Genomic DNA, 13,157 nt, shown 5'->3' with positions numbered 1-13,157 from the left:
TCGTACTTCTAGGTATGAGGGAGGCGCCCGTGCGGGTGACCAAGGATCTGGTGGCCGCCTCGGCGACACCGATCGTGCTCGGCATCCTCGCCGAGGGGGAGAGCTACGGCTACGCCATCCTGCGCCGCATCGGTGACCTGTCCGGCGGGGAGCTGGACTGGACCGAGGGCTTCCTTTATCCGCTGCTGCACCGGCTGGAGCGTCTCGGTCACGTCGAGGCGAGCTGGCAGGCGGTCGCCGGGGAGCGGCGCCGCAAGTACTACCGCATCACCCCGCAGGGCCGGGCCGAGCTGGCCGAACAACAACGTCAGTGGCAGACCGTGGTCGAAGCGCTCAAGCAGGTCTGGCCGCTGTTCACCCCACTGGAGGGCACCGCGTGACTGTCGTGAATGACGAGCTGGAGGACCAGTTCGTGCGGTGGCGGGAGCATGTGCGCCGCCGGCCCGAGCTGGTGGAGTCCGACGCCGACGAGCTGGAGGACCATCTCCGGCACTCGGTCGACGAACTGACGATGCTCGGCCTGAGCCGCGACGAGGCGTTCCTCGTCGCGGTCAAGCGGATGGGCGGGCTGGACGAGCTGTCGCGGGAGTTCGCCCGCGAGCATTCGGAACGGCTGTGGAAGCAGCTCATGTTCACCAGCGAGCCCGGCGTACCGGGTAAACGGCGCGACCTCGCCGCGATGCTGGTCTGCGCGGTCGGCGCCGCCGTCTCGATCAAGGTGCCGGCGCTGTTCGGGCTGTCCTTTCAGGACTTCGGCGTCTTCTACGGCGCCAACCTCAGCCTGTTCGCCCTGCCCTGGCTGGCCGCCTTCCTGCTGTGGCGGCGCCGGCCCGCGACCTGGGTGTACGGGGTGCTGGTGGCCCTGTTCGCGCTCGGCGCCGTGGTGGCCAACGCCTATCCGCTCGCCGAGAGCGACCAGTCGGCCGGTCTGGTCATGACGCATCTGCCGGCCGCGTTGTGGCTGGTGCTGGGTCTGGCGTACGTCTCGGACGACCTGCGCTCGTCACGGCGGCGCATGGACTTCATCCGCTTCACCGGCGAATGGTTCGTCTATTTCGTGCTCATGATGCTCGGTGGCGGGGTGCTCATCGCCTTCCTCTACGGCATCTTCGAGGCCATCGGCATCGGGGCCGACGATCTCATCCAGGGCTGGGTGGTGCCGTGCGGGCTGGTGGCCGCGGCCGTCGTCGGCGGCTGGCTGGTCGAGGTCAAGCAGGGCGTCATCGAGAACATCGCACCCGTGCTGACCCGGCTGTTCACCCCCTTGTTCACCGTCACGCTGCTGGCCTACCTCGTCGTCATCGGCTGGAACGGCACGGGCATCGACGTCGACCGCAGCGCCCTGGTCATGTTCGACCTGCTGCTCGCGGTGGTCCTCGGCCTGCTGCTCTATTCGCTGTCGGCCCGGGACCCGCGGGCTCCGCGCGGGCCGTTCGACATGATGCAGCTCGCCCTCGTGGTCAGCGCCCTGCTCATCGACGCCCTGGTGCTCTACACGATGGCCGGCCGGATCGCCGAGTACGGCACCACCCCCAACAACGTGACGGCGATCGGCCAGAACATCGTGCTGCTGGTCAACCTCGCCTGGTCGGCGTGGCTGCTGTTCGGATTCGTGCGGCGGCGGTCCGGGTTCGCGGCCATCGAGCGATGGCAGACCCTTTACCTTCCGGTGTACGCCGTGTGGTTCTGGACCGTCGTCCTCATCCTGCCCCTGGTGTTCGGCTTCCGCTGATCAGGCGCGGGAGTGGGCGGAGGCGAAACCGAGCCAGGTGTGCCGGTTGCCGGCCCAGCACCAGCCGACCTTCGGGGCGCGGCGGCGGGCGGCGCCGTCGCGCCCGGTCCCGTTGCTGATCCAGAGGGCGGGGGTCCGGGCGTCGAGGGCGCCGCCCTTGGGCTTGCGGGAGCCGATGGTCATGAAGCAGTGGTTGGGTTCGAGCATCTTCGGCTCCTGGAGCAGCCAGCTGATGCCCTCGTTGACGGTGAGCGGCGTACGCCCGCGCTCGAGGATCGCCGGCAGCGCCTCGTTCGGGCTCCAGTTGCGCATGTCGTCGCCGCGTTCGGGTTCGCGGATGACATAGAACGGCCCGGCCGGCACGGTGAGGCCGTCGAGGGGAACGAACTCGTCGAGGTCGGTCATGTCCTCGACGACGAAGCCGGGCTTGCCGTGGTGGCGCAGCAGCGGCGCCAGCTGACTGGCGGTGGCCAGCGTGGGGTGCACGGCCAGCACGCTCCCGGGCTCGCCGGGCAGCGCGGCGACGTGGGCGGCGAGGCCGGTCGCGGTCTCGCCGGTGATGTCGGCGAGACCGGCTTCGATCAGGCGGTTCAGCTGAAGAGTCAGGCTCATACGGCGCACAACTCCGTATGGCATACGGATTATTCCGGTGCTCCGGCCGGGGCCGGAGCACCGTCGCTCATCGTCGCGTCTTGGGCAGGTCGAACTGGTCGGCGGCCTTGCAGTCCTTCTGGCTTCCGATGGCGGCCGGGCCCAGCTCGTCCAGGGCTTCGCGCGCCCGCTGGCGGCCGAGGTTCCAGGCGTACCACGGATCGGGCTCCTTGAGGTCCTCCGCGATCCAGCTGAGCGTGCACCGGCGTACCGGATCGGGCAATTTCGTCAGAGCCGGAGTCGCGTCGGCCGAGAGAGCACGCAGATACCAGGCGTCGATCTTGCCCGAGCCCTCGTAACGCGCCGCGTTGCGGCTGGCCACATAGCCCTCGGGGTCCAGGGCGGCCAGGCCGAGCAGCATCAGCACGGCGAGACCGACGGTGGAGGCCGGGATCCAGCGGCCCTGCCACTTGATGCCGGCCGCCGCGATCATCACGAAGATGACGCCGAGCAGCATCTCGGACGCCATGACGAAGATCCGCTCGCCGGTGAAGCTGTAGACGCGCTGGTACTCCCACATCCGCGACAGGGCGGAGGCCACGATGACGACGCTGAGGGCACAGAGCAGGCCCAGCAGTACGCGCAACAGCAGCCGTTCCGCCCGGGTGTCCCGCTTCGACCAGCGGGCGAGGGCCGCGATGAGGGCCAGGGACAGCAGCGTGACCGCGACCAGCTGCCAGAAGCCGCTCCGGGCGTACTGGGAGTAGCTGAGCCCGGCCGTCTTGAGCACGTGACGGCTCCCGCCGAACAGCACGGTGAACTGCACCGCCACGAAACCGGCGAAGAGCAGCACCAGCGCGGCGCCGGCGGGCGCCCACTCGATCAGGCCGAACCGGCCCCGGCCGCGGGTGTCCATGCCGGAGGTCACCGGAGGCGCGCTGAGCGTGTAGACGCCGGACACGGCGAGCAGGCCACCGGCCACGGCCAGGAAGATCCACTGGAAGATCGCGCCGACGTTGAAGTCGGGCACGGCGTCGTCCAGCAGCTGGGAGAACGCGACGTCGGCGGAGGACAGCAGGGCGCCGAAGACGAGAAGCACCACGACGGTGAGGGCGGCCGAGAAGAAGATCCGCCGGGTGATCCCCGGGTTGCGGCCCCCGGTCAGATGCCGGCGGACCCACGGGATGCCGGCCAGCGCGGCGTACGGGGCGGCGACCAGGCTGAACAGGATCGACCGGACCTGCCGGCCGCCGACGATCGCCAGGGCGGTGCAGCCGATCGCGCCCAGCACGCTGAACGTCACCAGCCACCAGGCGTTGCGGAAGGCCGGGACGAGCAGCAGGGCGAGCGCGGCCGCGGCCCAGCCGGAACGGATCAGCCGCTCCCGCCGGGACAGGTCCTTGGACTGGCGAACGGCGAACCCGACGCCCAGCGTCAGCGCCAGCCAGCCGAGGAACCAGCCGATGCCGACCCGGTCCAGCGGCAGGAAGATCAGGAAGCCGAGGGCGCCGGCGAGCACGCCGGCCGGGGCGGCCCAGCCGCGGGCGGGCTTCGGTCCGGGCCAGTGCTTCTCGCGGAAGGTCTGCCAGGCACTGGGCGGCCGCTCGTACGTGACGAAGGGGCGGCCCGGCTGGGCGTAGGGCTGAGGTTGCGGGCGCTGGGCGAGCGCCGCTTGCGGGTTGAGCGGCGGAACCACCCGGGGCTCCGGGGCGGTGGCCACCCGTGTCGCCGCGGGTTTCTCGGCCGGCCCGGAGGCGGCCTGCGCCGCGGGCTCATGAGCCGGTCCGGCGGCGGCCTGCGCTGCCGGTTTCTCGGCGGGCCCGGAGGCGGCCGGCGTCGCGGCCTTGTCGGCAAGCTCGGCGGCGGCCTGTGCTGTTGGCCCGGAAGCGGCCGGCGTGGCGGGCGGCTCGGCCTGTTTGGTGATGGTCGGCGTGGGGGCCGGATCGGCCTTCTTGGCGACGGCCGCCGCGGAGGCGGCCTGCTTGGCGGCGGCCGACGTGTCCGGGGGAGCGGCCTGCTTGGCGGCGGCCGCCGGGGCCGTCGCCTCGACCTGAACCATCGGGAGGAACACCGCGAATCCCCGCGTGCCAGACGGAATCTGGACCGGGATCGCCCACGCCGTTTCGCCCTCGGCTCCCGGCCAGACGAGCGAGGGGATCGCGTCGTTGGGCGGCATGACCAGCAGCTGGGGCGCCGGCGGGGAAACGTCTTCGGCCCGGTCCTCCGGGGGACCGGGCTGCTTCGGTGGCAGGTCCGCCACTGCACCCTCCTGGGTTGATCCGACAGGCGATTTCTACGTCAGGACGGGTCCGTATCGCCGCGACGCCTGGAGAGTAGACCACGAGAACAACCCGGGGGGCTATCCGCTTTATCCGGCGAGGCCGATGTCGTACGCGAGGATGACGGCCTGGACGCGGTTGCGCAGGTTCAGTTTGGACAGGACGCTGCCGACATGCGTCTTGACCGTCGCCTCGGAGACCACCAGCTGCGCGGCGATCTCGGTGTTGGACAGGCCGGCGGCCACCGCCCGCAGCACCTCGCGCTCGCGCGGGGTCAGCTGGTCGAGGACCGCCCGGGCGCGGCCGGCCGGCACGGGCAGGTGGGTGGTGTAGGCGGTGAGCAGGCTCCGGGTGATGCGCGGGGAGACGACCGCGTCGCCGTCGGCCACCGCCCGTACGGCCCGGGCCAGCTCGTCGACCGGCACGTCCTTGAGCACGAACCCGCTCGCGCCGGCCCGCAACGCCGCGAAGGCGTACTCGTCCAGGTCGAAGGTGGTCAGAATGAGCACGCGGGCCGCCGGGTCACGGGCCACGATCCGGCGGGTGGCCTCGATCCCGTCGACGCCGGGCATGCGGACGTCCATGAGGATCACGTCCGGGCGCAGCTCGGCGGTCAGCCGCACCGCCTCGGCCCCGTCCGGCGCCTCGCCGACGACGTCGATGCCGCCGGTCTCCTCGAGGATCATCCGGAACCCGGCGCGGATCAGGGCCTGGTCGTCGACCAGCAGCAGGCGGATCGTCATCGGGCCGTGGCCCCGGCCGGCAGGGCCAGGCCGGCGTGCACGCGCCAGCCGCCGCGCGGGTCGGGGCCCGCGGTGACCGTGCCGGCGTAGACCGCGGCCCGTTCGCGCATGCCCGCGATGCCGTGGCCGGTGCCGGCGCGGCCCGGATCGGGCGCGCCGTCGTCGTGCACGTCGACGGTCGCGGATCCCGGTGCGAGGGTGACGGCGACGCTGACCCGGCGGGCTCCGGTCGCGTGCTTGAGCGTGTTGGTCAGGGCCTCCTGCACGATGCGGTAGATCGTCAGCTCGGCGCCGGGCGGCACGCCGGTGTGCTCGCCGGTGACGGCCGACTCGACGGTCAGGCCGGTCGACCGGACCTGATCGAGCAGGTCGCCGAGTTGCGCGAGGCCGGGCTGGGGATGACGGTCGCCGGTGGCCGGCCCGGCGTGCAGGACGCCGAGCAGCCGGCGCATCTCGGACAGGGCCTGGCGCCCGGTGTCCGAGACCTGGCGCATGGCCTCACCGGCCCGTTGCGGATCCTTGGCCTGCTTGCGGGCGGCGCCCTCGGACAGGGTCACCATGACGGCCAGGCTGTGGGCGATGACGTCGTGCATCTCGGAGGCGATACGCGTGCGCTCGGCCGAGGCCGCCTGCTGGACGGCGGCGCGCAGGGCGTCGCGCCGGTGCCGCGCGTTGGCCCCCAGCAGCAGGGCGGTGACCACCGGGCCGGACAGCAGCAGGAACGTCTCCGACCAGGACCCTGTCCCGGCCCACGACCCGGTCTCGGGCCAGCGGAGGGCGGCCAGCAGGGCGCCCGCCTCGACGACGCCGGCGGCGACGATCGCCACCCGCATCGGATGGCGGCTCGCCACCGCGTAGAGGGAGATCAGCAGGGCCAGGTCGGCCGCCAGGCGTACGTCGGCCGTCCATTGGGCCAGCGCCACGACGGCCGCGAGGGCGAACATCCGCAGCGGGAACCGCCGCCGCCAGATGAGCGGAACCAGGATCAGGACACTGAACAGCACGTACGCGCCGAAGCGCGGGTCGTCGTGCGTGGCGTGATAGGAGAGCTGGGGCACGGCCACGGCCGCCACGACCGCCGCCGGCGCCACATCGACCGCCACCTGCCGAAGCGTCATGGGAGCCAGCCTAGGTAGCCGGCCGCCGCGCCGCGTCCGACCCCGCGCCGACTTTCGCCTCATCCTTTGGTCGTAGAGCGCCGGGGAGAAGACCATCACGAGGCCCGAGGTTCCCGGGCCGAGCCGTTCATACGGTCGATCCATGTCATTCGAGACCAGCCCGGCCTACGACCGCGTCCTGGCCGACGACCGGAACTATCACGTCGTGTTCCTCGTCGTCGGCGGCCTCTTCACCGTGCTCCTGCTGCTGTTCTGCGTCTTCTCCTGGCTGCGGTTCAGGCGGGCCGCCGGCCACACCTTCGAGCGGCGCACCTACCTCGGTTTCGGGGTGGCGAGCCTGATTCTCGGCCTGTTCATGGTCGTGGCCTGCTGGGCCAACGTGACCAGCGTCGCCGACCCCCGGAAGACCCTGTCCGGGACGGCCTTCTCCCCGGTCGGGCAGAGGTGGCTCGACGAGGGCCGGGCCGAGATCTCACCGGCGCTCCAGCAGGCGATCGACGACCGGCTCGCCTGGCAACGGCCCAAGGCCGTCATCTGCGCCGTCCTGCTCGTGGCCCTGGTGACGCTGACCGTCCTCCTCTGGCGGACGATCCTCCGCCGATCCACCGGGCGCCGGCTGCTGGTGGGCGCCGGCGTGCTGTCGGCGGCCGGATGCGTGCTGCTGATGCTGATGGTCATCGGGAACACGGAAGCCGCGCTGGCCCCGCTGACCCTGACCGTGATCTATGGCTGAGCCCGCCTCTCGCGGCGCCAGACGGCGGAGGACCAGCGGGCCGGAGTCAGGGCCCACTCGGCCGGGGCGAAGCCGGCCGGCAGGCCCGGGCGGCGCCACGTGTCCGGTGGGTGGCCGGCCGGCAGCCACTCGCGGCGCCAGATGCCCAGGGCGGTGTCGAGGTCGGTCAGGGCCGGTGTCAGCCGGTCGTCGAGCGGTGTGCGCAGATGCTCGGCCCACAACCGGGTGCGCAGGTCACGGACCAGCGGGCCACTGGTGACGAAGGTGGACGTGATCTCGCTGTCGGTGCCGACCATCGAACGGCTGAAGAAGTTGGCCGAGCCGATGCTGGCGAACACGTCGTCCACGAGCATCAGCTTGGTGTGGACGGTCAGGTTGTCGACGCGGTACATGACCACGTTGCGGCGGGCGGCCGCCGGCAGCCGGGCCAGGACGCGCCACCGCAGGTCATGGGTGATCACCGGGTGGACGGTGCTGTCGCCGCCGTCGGCCGGGTCGCGGCGGCCGGAACCGATCAGGATGATCTTGACGCCGCGCTGGGCGGCCGCGCGCAACTGGCCGTAGAGCTGGAACCGTGGATCGCCGCCGGGCGACTCGTGGAAGTACTGGTCCTCGAGGTAGATGTAGCGTTCGGCGGCGCCGATCGCGGTGATCATCGAGTGGTAGATCTCCTGGATGCCGGCCCGGACGACGTTCGCCCGGCGCATCCGGCGCAGCCCGCGGTGGCGATAGAGCGACCACGGCCGGTAGGAGCGCACCACCTGGACCGCGGTCCCGTCGGCCGGATGCTCCGGCTGATCGGGCACCGGCGGCACCTCGCGCGGCGGCGTCAGCGGGTTGATCCAGGTGAAGCCGCCGCTGGGCAGGTGGAAATATTCCGGCGGCAGGTTCCTGGCGATGGACCGCGGCGGCAGGGCGGCGGTGTTCTGCCAGCGGAAGCGGAACGTCTCCCACACCCGTACGGCCGCCGGGCCCCGCAAGCGCGCGGCCGCGTCGTGCCAGCCCCACCGATGGGCGCCGAGCTTCAGCCGGCGGTGCGGATTGTGGTCGAAGCGGCTGGGGGAGAGGTCAAGTCCGCCGACGTACGCCGTCAGCACACCGTCGTGCCGGAAGACCACCAGCTTCTGGTGGTTGGAGCCGAGCACCGGGCCGGACCAGTCGAGCAGCACGCGGTCCTCCAACGGCGTCACGGCGTCGTGCGCCGGCGACTTCCACGCCCGGATCACCCGCGCGGCGATCGTGTTGGCCCGGAACGGCCCCACCGGCAGCCACGGCACGCCACCGGAGAACTCGGCCGCGCTGAGCACGATCCGCACGTCGGTGCCGTTCGCGGCCTTCTCGGCGAGAACGTCGGCGAACGGCCGGTAGCCGGTCTCGCCGGCGACGCGCCCGGTGAGGTCGAGGTGGGGATCGGCCTGGTAGCTGGCGATGTAGACGGCGTCGCCGGGTCCGAGGGCCCGCATGTGATCGGCCAGCTCGGTGAAGTAGGCGACGCCGTCGATGATCGGCTCGAAGTGCGAGTTCTCGGCGAAGACCGGGCACGCCTCGGTGGCCGGTGGCAGGTACCGGCCGATCAGATCGGTGAGCGACGCGTGCGACATGCCCGTGATTACACCGGAAACCGGCGGTCCCGTCGATGTCTGAGAAACGGTCGGAGTCGGTCGGGTTTCGCCGTCGGCGGGCGCCGTGACGGGATGATCGCTGAGGGCGAGCGGGAACGGGTGGCTGAACGGGGGAACGATGGCACGCGCCGCGAGGGTGTGGCGTCGTCGTTCGGCCGCCCGGTCCGCTCTACCGGCCGGCCAGCAGCGCGCGGATGGCGCCGGCCTCGTACATGCCGTGTTCGATGTAGAGGTGCAGCGCGCGCTCGAAGAACGCGCGCGCACCGGGATCGCCCCGCCGGTCGAGGGTGTGCCCGAGGCCGGTGTAGGCGCGGGCCCGCTGCTCGGCCATGCCGTCGTCGCCGGTGATGGCCAGGGCCGCCTCGAAATGGGCGATCGACGCGTCGAGCCGGCCGGCCGCGAGGGTCGCCTCGCCCAGGCCGTTGAGGATGTCGGCCTCGGAGACGCGGTCGCCGGCCTCGCGTTTGATCGCCAGCGCCCGCTCGTGACAGTCGATGGCCTGCTCGGGCTCGCCGAGCCGGGTGTGCACGAGGCCGAGGGCGTCCAGGGCGTCCGCCTCGAAGCTGCGGTTGCCGAGCCGCCGGCTCAGGGCCAGCGCCTCCCGGCAGTGCTCGCGGGCCTCGCCGGGGCGCCCGCGGCGGACCTCGATGTTCGCCATGTTGCTCAGGGCCTTGGCCACACCGTCGAGGTCGCCGACCTCGCGGTGGGCCGCGAGCCCACGGGTCAGGAAGTCGATCGCCTCGTCGAAGTTGCCGAGCGTTCCCTCGTTGTATCCGAGGTTGTGCAGGGCCCGGGCCTCGCCGATCCGGTCGTCGGCCTCGCGATAGAGGGCGTACGCCTTCTCGTAGTGGACCTTCGAAGCCGCCGGCCCGCGATGGTAGAACTCCAGGTTGGCCCGGTTGATGACCGCGTGGGCCTGACCGCGGACGTCGTTGACGCTCCGGAACAGCCCGGCCGACCGTTCGAGACGGTCGGCCGCCGGCTCGGTCCGGCCGATGGAGGTGAACGCGACGCCCTGGGCCGACAGGGCCTTGGCCTCGGCGAGCGGGTCACCGGCCGAGCGGGCCGCCGCGGCCGCCCGCTCGTTCATGGCCAGCAGGTCGCGATAGCTGGTGTAGAGCAGGTAGTAGAACAGCACCTCGGCCAGGCGGGTGGTGTGTGCCGGCCAGCCGTGCCCGGCGGCGTACGCGGACACGGCCATCAGCGTGGCGTGCTCGGCGCTCAGCCACGCCGAGGCCGCTTCCGGGCCGGGCAGGTGCGGAGCCGCCGTGGTCGTCTCCGGCGCGCGGGGCCGCCGGTCGGCGCCCGTGGGGTAGAGGATCGCCATCGCGGACACGGCCGTGGCCAGGTAGTGGTCGAGCAGGCGGCTCAGGGCGTCCCGGCGCGCGGCCGGGCGCTCCTGTTCGTGGGCCAGCTCGGCCGCGTGCAGGCGGATCAGGTCGTGCTGGGTGTACCGGCCGTCGCCGGCGGGCTGGATCAGGTGGTCGTCACACAGCTGCCGGAGCCCGGCCCGGACCGCCTCGAGGTCGCCGCCGGTCAGGGCGGCCGCCGCGTGGGCGTCGAAGTCGTCGGCCGGGTGCAGCGCCACCAGGCGGAGCAGCCGCTGCCGGTCGGCGTCCAGGTTCCGGTAGGACCGGTCGAGGGCGAGGGCCACCCCGTCCTCCAGGCGCCCGGCCCGGCGGCGCTCGCCGAGCCATTCCGCGTGGTCGGCCAGGCCCCAGCCCGGTTTCGCCCGCACCTGGGCGGCGATCAGGCCGAGAGCGAGAGGCAACCGGCCGCAGAGCTCGGTGATGCGCTCCGCGGCGCCCGGGTCCTGGCGTACCACCGCCGTGCCGATCTCTTCGGTCAGGAACCGCAGCGCCTCCGCCCGGCCGAACACCGCGAGGGTCAGCGAGACGGCCGGCTTCAGCGCGTCGAGGCTGCGGCGGCTGGTGACCAGGACCGCGCATCCCGGCGCGTCCGGCAGCAGGGGCCGGACCTGATCGGCGTCGACGGCGTTGTCCAGCACGATGAGCGTGCGGGTCCCGGCGAGCCGCTCGTTGTAAAGCCGCCGGCCGGCCTCGAGGTCGTGCGGAACGGCCGAGCCGGGCACGCCGAGCGTCCGCAGGAAGCCGTCCAGCACCGCGGCCGGGTCGGCCGGTGGATGGGCCGGATCGGGATCGAAGCCGCGCAGGCTGACGAACAGCGTCCGGTCGTGCGGGAGCTGATGGGCCACCCGCAGGGCCAGCTGGGTCTTGCCGACCCCGGCCATCCCCTCGATCGTGGCGATCACGGCCGGGCCGTCCGCGGCGAGCGCGTTCCGCAGGCGGCGCAACTCGGCCGTACGGCCGGTGAACAGCGCCAGGTCCGGCGGAAGGCTGTCGTGCACGCGGACCTGGGCGGCCGCCCGCCGCTCACCGGCGACCGCCAGCAACGCCTGCTGCCATTGCGCCACATAGGCCGGATCGGGGTGCAGCGCCTGCACGATCGCCGTCACCAGCTCCGCGCTGAGCCGGCGCCGGCCGGGCCGGAAGCAGTCGACGACGGTGGTCCGGCCGGCCAGTTCGCTGCCCGGGCGGCCGGCCCGGCGCCACGACGCGTTGACCAGGGTGGTGATCCGCGCGTAGGACGGATCGCCGGCCCAGGCCTTGAGCGATCGGAGCCGTTCGGCCAGCTCGTCCACCGTCATGGCCACCCCCGGGTCGGGTGGTTCCCGGCTGTCGCCGCCCGGCGGCGCGCTGGTGGACACAGCCCTGGTCACGGCGCGGTGCAGCGTCGCCAGGCTGGGCACGGGCGTGCCGCCGGCGATCAGCTCTCGATGCAGGGCCGACACATTGCCACCCAGATGTGCCAAACGGTCGAGCAGTGCGGCATCGACGGCGAAACCAACGCGATCCAACAGTCGCAACCTCATGATCGAGCGGTCCGGGCGGCTCGGACCTACCACTATGAGGCACGCGGCCCCGGCACGACAGTGGAGATCGCTCAGAGGCCGGCCGCGTCGTCGTAGCGACGGCGTACCTCGGCCATCTCGTCCGAGGTCAGCGCCTCCTTGAGCGCCAGCTCCTCGTACGGGCTGGGGAACATCTCACGCAGCCGGTCGACGAAGCGGACCTCGGCCGTGGCCTCGACCGTCCGGATGCCGGGCGGGTCGGACGACATGTCGACGATCACCGGGCCGGCCAGTTTGACCGCCACGTCCCAGGGTCGTTTCGGTTCGGCGACGCCGCAGAGGTGGAAGCCGTAGACCGTGCGGACCTCGGCCGCCGTGGTGGCCAGGGCCGGTTCGAAGCCGTACAGATGGACCCCGCAGATCACCGGGGGCTGAGCGCCGCCGGCCGCCGTCGAGGCGTCGTGACCGGCGTGGTTGTGCTGGGCCGGGCTGGAGCTCTCGAGCGTGTGGCGCAACCGCTCGGTGATCTGCGTCCGCAGGTCGGGCGGTTTCGCCTCCGAGCCGGAGGTGCTGTGCAGGATCGCCGCGCCGGCCGACGCGGCGATCAGGATCGCCGCCACGCCGGTGAAGCGGCTGCGGTACCAACGGGAGGACATGCCGGCTTCTCACCTCGTCACGGGGGTTCCCGGCCCCGGGACGCCGGGCGGCGTTCCGGGGCCGGGCCGGGTGGGTTCGGTCAGGTGAAGTTCACATCGCTGCACCACATGTAGGCCTGGTCGAGGTGCGAGGCCTGCCAGATGACGAACAGGATGTGGTGTCCCGTGTAGCCGGACGTGGAGATGTTGAAGGAGATGTTCTGCGCCGGGGCGTACCGTCCGGTCTGGGTGATGAAGTCGAGGTTGCCCCAGCCCAGGCTCTGGGTGGCCGGGTTGAACCCCTGCTTGCTGACGTAGACGCGGAAGTAGTCGGCCCCGTGGCTGGCCTGGTCGTAGAGCTGCACGGTGAAGTTGCGCGACAGCGTGGTCTGCTTCCAGGCGCCGGGCTGGTTGAGGCTGTTGTTGCGGGCCAGGCCGTTGCTGCAGAGCTGCCCGTCCGGGGTGCGGGCCTGGAACTGCGCGCCGAGGCCGTCGCGAAGGGCGCTCATCCAGTTCCACATGGTGTCCGGGTTGGCCTGGAAGGCCTGCCAGCACATCGGGTCCTGTTGCTGCATGGCCGGGCTCATGTGGTTGCTGCCCCAGGTCTGCCAGCACTGATAGGCGCGGCTGGCCGGGTTGATGATCGTGCCGTGTGCCTGTGCCGTGCCGGCAAAGGACAGCGTGCTGATCATCGTGGCGAGTACCACGGCGAGCACCCGGAGGGGATGACGGCGTACGGCTGAGGGGGATCGCACGGTATGCCTCCATTCGTCGGTGATCGGGCGTTGGGAGCGCTCCCACTCACAGTCGCATCAAACGGTCCAAATATCAA

General features: G+C 72.0%; 11 protein-coding genes. 3 read left to right on the top strand and 8 right to left on the bottom strand.

Going from position 1 to position 13,157, the window contains the following annotated elements; genetic code table 11:
• Positions 1–29: 29 nt before the first annotated feature.
• On the top strand, positions 30–380 hold the full coding sequence (locus ACFY36_RS11100; RefSeq protein WP_499745762.1) for a PadR family transcriptional regulator: 351 nt from the start codon (positions 30–32) through the stop codon (positions 378–380).
• Positions 377–1,732 (top strand): permease prefix domain 1-containing protein, encoded by a 1,356-nt coding sequence (locus tag ACFY36_RS11095; protein WP_499745761.1) that lies wholly within the window; start codon positions 377–379, stop codon positions 1,730–1,732. The genes ACFY36_RS11100 and ACFY36_RS11095 overlap by 4 nt, the downstream gene beginning before the upstream one ends.
• Here ACFY36_RS11095 and ACFY36_RS11090 read toward each other — a convergent pair whose 3' ends face one another.
• From ACFY36_RS11090 to ACFY36_RS11075, 4 genes are all read right to left on the bottom strand, one after another.
• A complete protein-coding gene (locus ACFY36_RS11090) occupies positions 1,733–2,344 on the bottom strand; it encodes a DUF5701 family protein (protein ID WP_499745760.1) in 612 nt (203 codons plus the stop codon).
• A 67-nt stretch (positions 2,345–2,411) separates the two neighbouring features.
• Positions 2,412–4,499 (bottom strand): DUF4153 domain-containing protein, encoded by a 2,088-nt coding sequence (locus ACFY36_RS11085; protein WP_499745852.1) that lies wholly within the window; start codon positions 4,497–4,499, stop codon positions 2,412–2,414.
• 192 nt (positions 4,500–4,691) lie between these two features.
• Complete coding sequence (locus ACFY36_RS11080) at positions 4,692–5,345, bottom strand: response regulator (RefSeq protein WP_499745759.1); 654 nt, start codon at positions 5,343–5,345, stop codon at positions 4,692–4,694.
• On the bottom strand, positions 5,342–6,463 hold the full coding sequence (locus ACFY36_RS11075) for a sensor histidine kinase (RefSeq protein WP_499745758.1): 1,122 nt from the start codon (positions 6,461–6,463) through the stop codon (positions 5,342–5,344). Before ACFY36_RS11075 ends, ACFY36_RS11080 begins: the two co-directional genes overlap by 4 nt.
• Positions 6,464–6,605: 142 nt before the next feature.
• On the opposite strand from ACFY36_RS11075, the gene ACFY36_RS11070 reads away from it, so the two are divergent.
• The gene (locus tag ACFY36_RS11070) at positions 6,606–7,196 is read left to right on the top strand and encodes a hypothetical protein (RefSeq protein WP_499745757.1); all 591 of its coding nucleotides are present in this window, start codon (positions 6,606–6,608) and stop codon (positions 7,194–7,196) included.
• On the opposite strand, the gene ACFY36_RS11065 is transcribed toward ACFY36_RS11070, so the two are convergent.
• The 4 genes from ACFY36_RS11065 to ACFY36_RS11050 form a co-directional block, all read right to left on the bottom strand.
• Positions 7,187–8,797 carry a phospholipase D-like domain-containing protein gene (locus ACFY36_RS11065; protein WP_499745756.1) on the bottom strand — a complete coding sequence of 537 codons (1,611 nt, stop codon included), beginning with the start codon at positions 8,795–8,797 and terminating at the stop codon, positions 7,187–7,189. The genes ACFY36_RS11070 and ACFY36_RS11065 overlap by 10 nt on opposite strands.
• A gap of 190 nt (positions 8,798–8,987) precedes the next feature.
• Positions 8,988–11,696, bottom strand: a complete 2,709-nt coding sequence (locus ACFY36_RS11060; protein ID WP_499745755.1) for an ATP-binding protein — start codon at positions 11,694–11,696, stop codon at positions 8,988–8,990.
• An 86-nt stretch (positions 11,697–11,782) separates the two neighbouring features.
• Positions 11,783–12,346 (bottom strand): hypothetical protein, encoded by a 564-nt coding sequence (locus ACFY36_RS11055; RefSeq protein ID WP_499745754.1) that lies wholly within the window; start codon positions 12,344–12,346, stop codon positions 11,783–11,785.
• A gap of 80 nt (positions 12,347–12,426) precedes the next feature.
• The gene (locus ACFY36_RS11050) at positions 12,427–13,080 is read right to left on the bottom strand and encodes a lytic polysaccharide monooxygenase auxiliary activity family 9 protein (RefSeq protein ID WP_499745753.1); all 654 of its coding nucleotides are present in this window, start codon (positions 13,078–13,080) and stop codon (positions 12,427–12,429) included.
• Positions 13,081–13,157 lie beyond the last annotated feature (77 nt).

This window comes from Actinoplanes sp. NPDC000266 (genome assembly GCF_042899005.1).
In the GTDB taxonomy this organism is placed as follows: domain Bacteria; phylum Actinomycetota; class Actinomycetes; order Mycobacteriales; family Micromonosporaceae; genus Actinoplanes.
The sequence above is the reverse complement of the archived record's forward strand: the minus strand, read 5'-3'. Positions and strand labels throughout refer to the sequence as shown.

What these genes read in the sequence shown, in the direction of transcription:
- ACFY36_RS11085 (WP_499745852.1), bottom strand. Translation starts at nt 4,499, where the DNA reads ATGCCGCCCAACGACGCGATCCCCTCGCTCGTCTGGCCGGGAGCCGAG.
- ACFY36_RS11055 (WP_499745754.1), bottom strand. Translation starts at nt 12,346, where the DNA reads ATGTCCTCCCGTTGGTACCGCAGCCGCTTCACCGGCGTGGCGGCGATC.
- ACFY36_RS11070 (WP_499745757.1), top strand. Translation starts at nt 6,606, where the DNA reads ATGTCATTCGAGACCAGCCCGGCCTACGACCGCGTCCTGGCCGACGAC.
- ACFY36_RS11080 (WP_499745759.1), bottom strand. Translation starts at nt 5,345, where the DNA reads ATGACGATCCGCCTGCTGCTGGTCGACGACCAGGCCCTGATCCGCGCC.
- ACFY36_RS11090 (WP_499745760.1), bottom strand. Translation starts at nt 2,344, where the DNA reads ATGAGCCTGACTCTTCAGCTGAACCGCCTGATCGAAGCCGGTCTCGCC.
- ACFY36_RS11075 (WP_499745758.1), bottom strand. Translation starts at nt 6,463, where the DNA reads ATGACGCTTCGGCAGGTGGCGGTCGATGTGGCGCCGGCGGCGGTCGTG.
- ACFY36_RS11065 (WP_499745756.1), bottom strand. Translation starts at nt 8,797, where the DNA reads ATGTCGCACGCGTCGCTCACCGATCTGATCGGCCGGTACCTGCCACCG.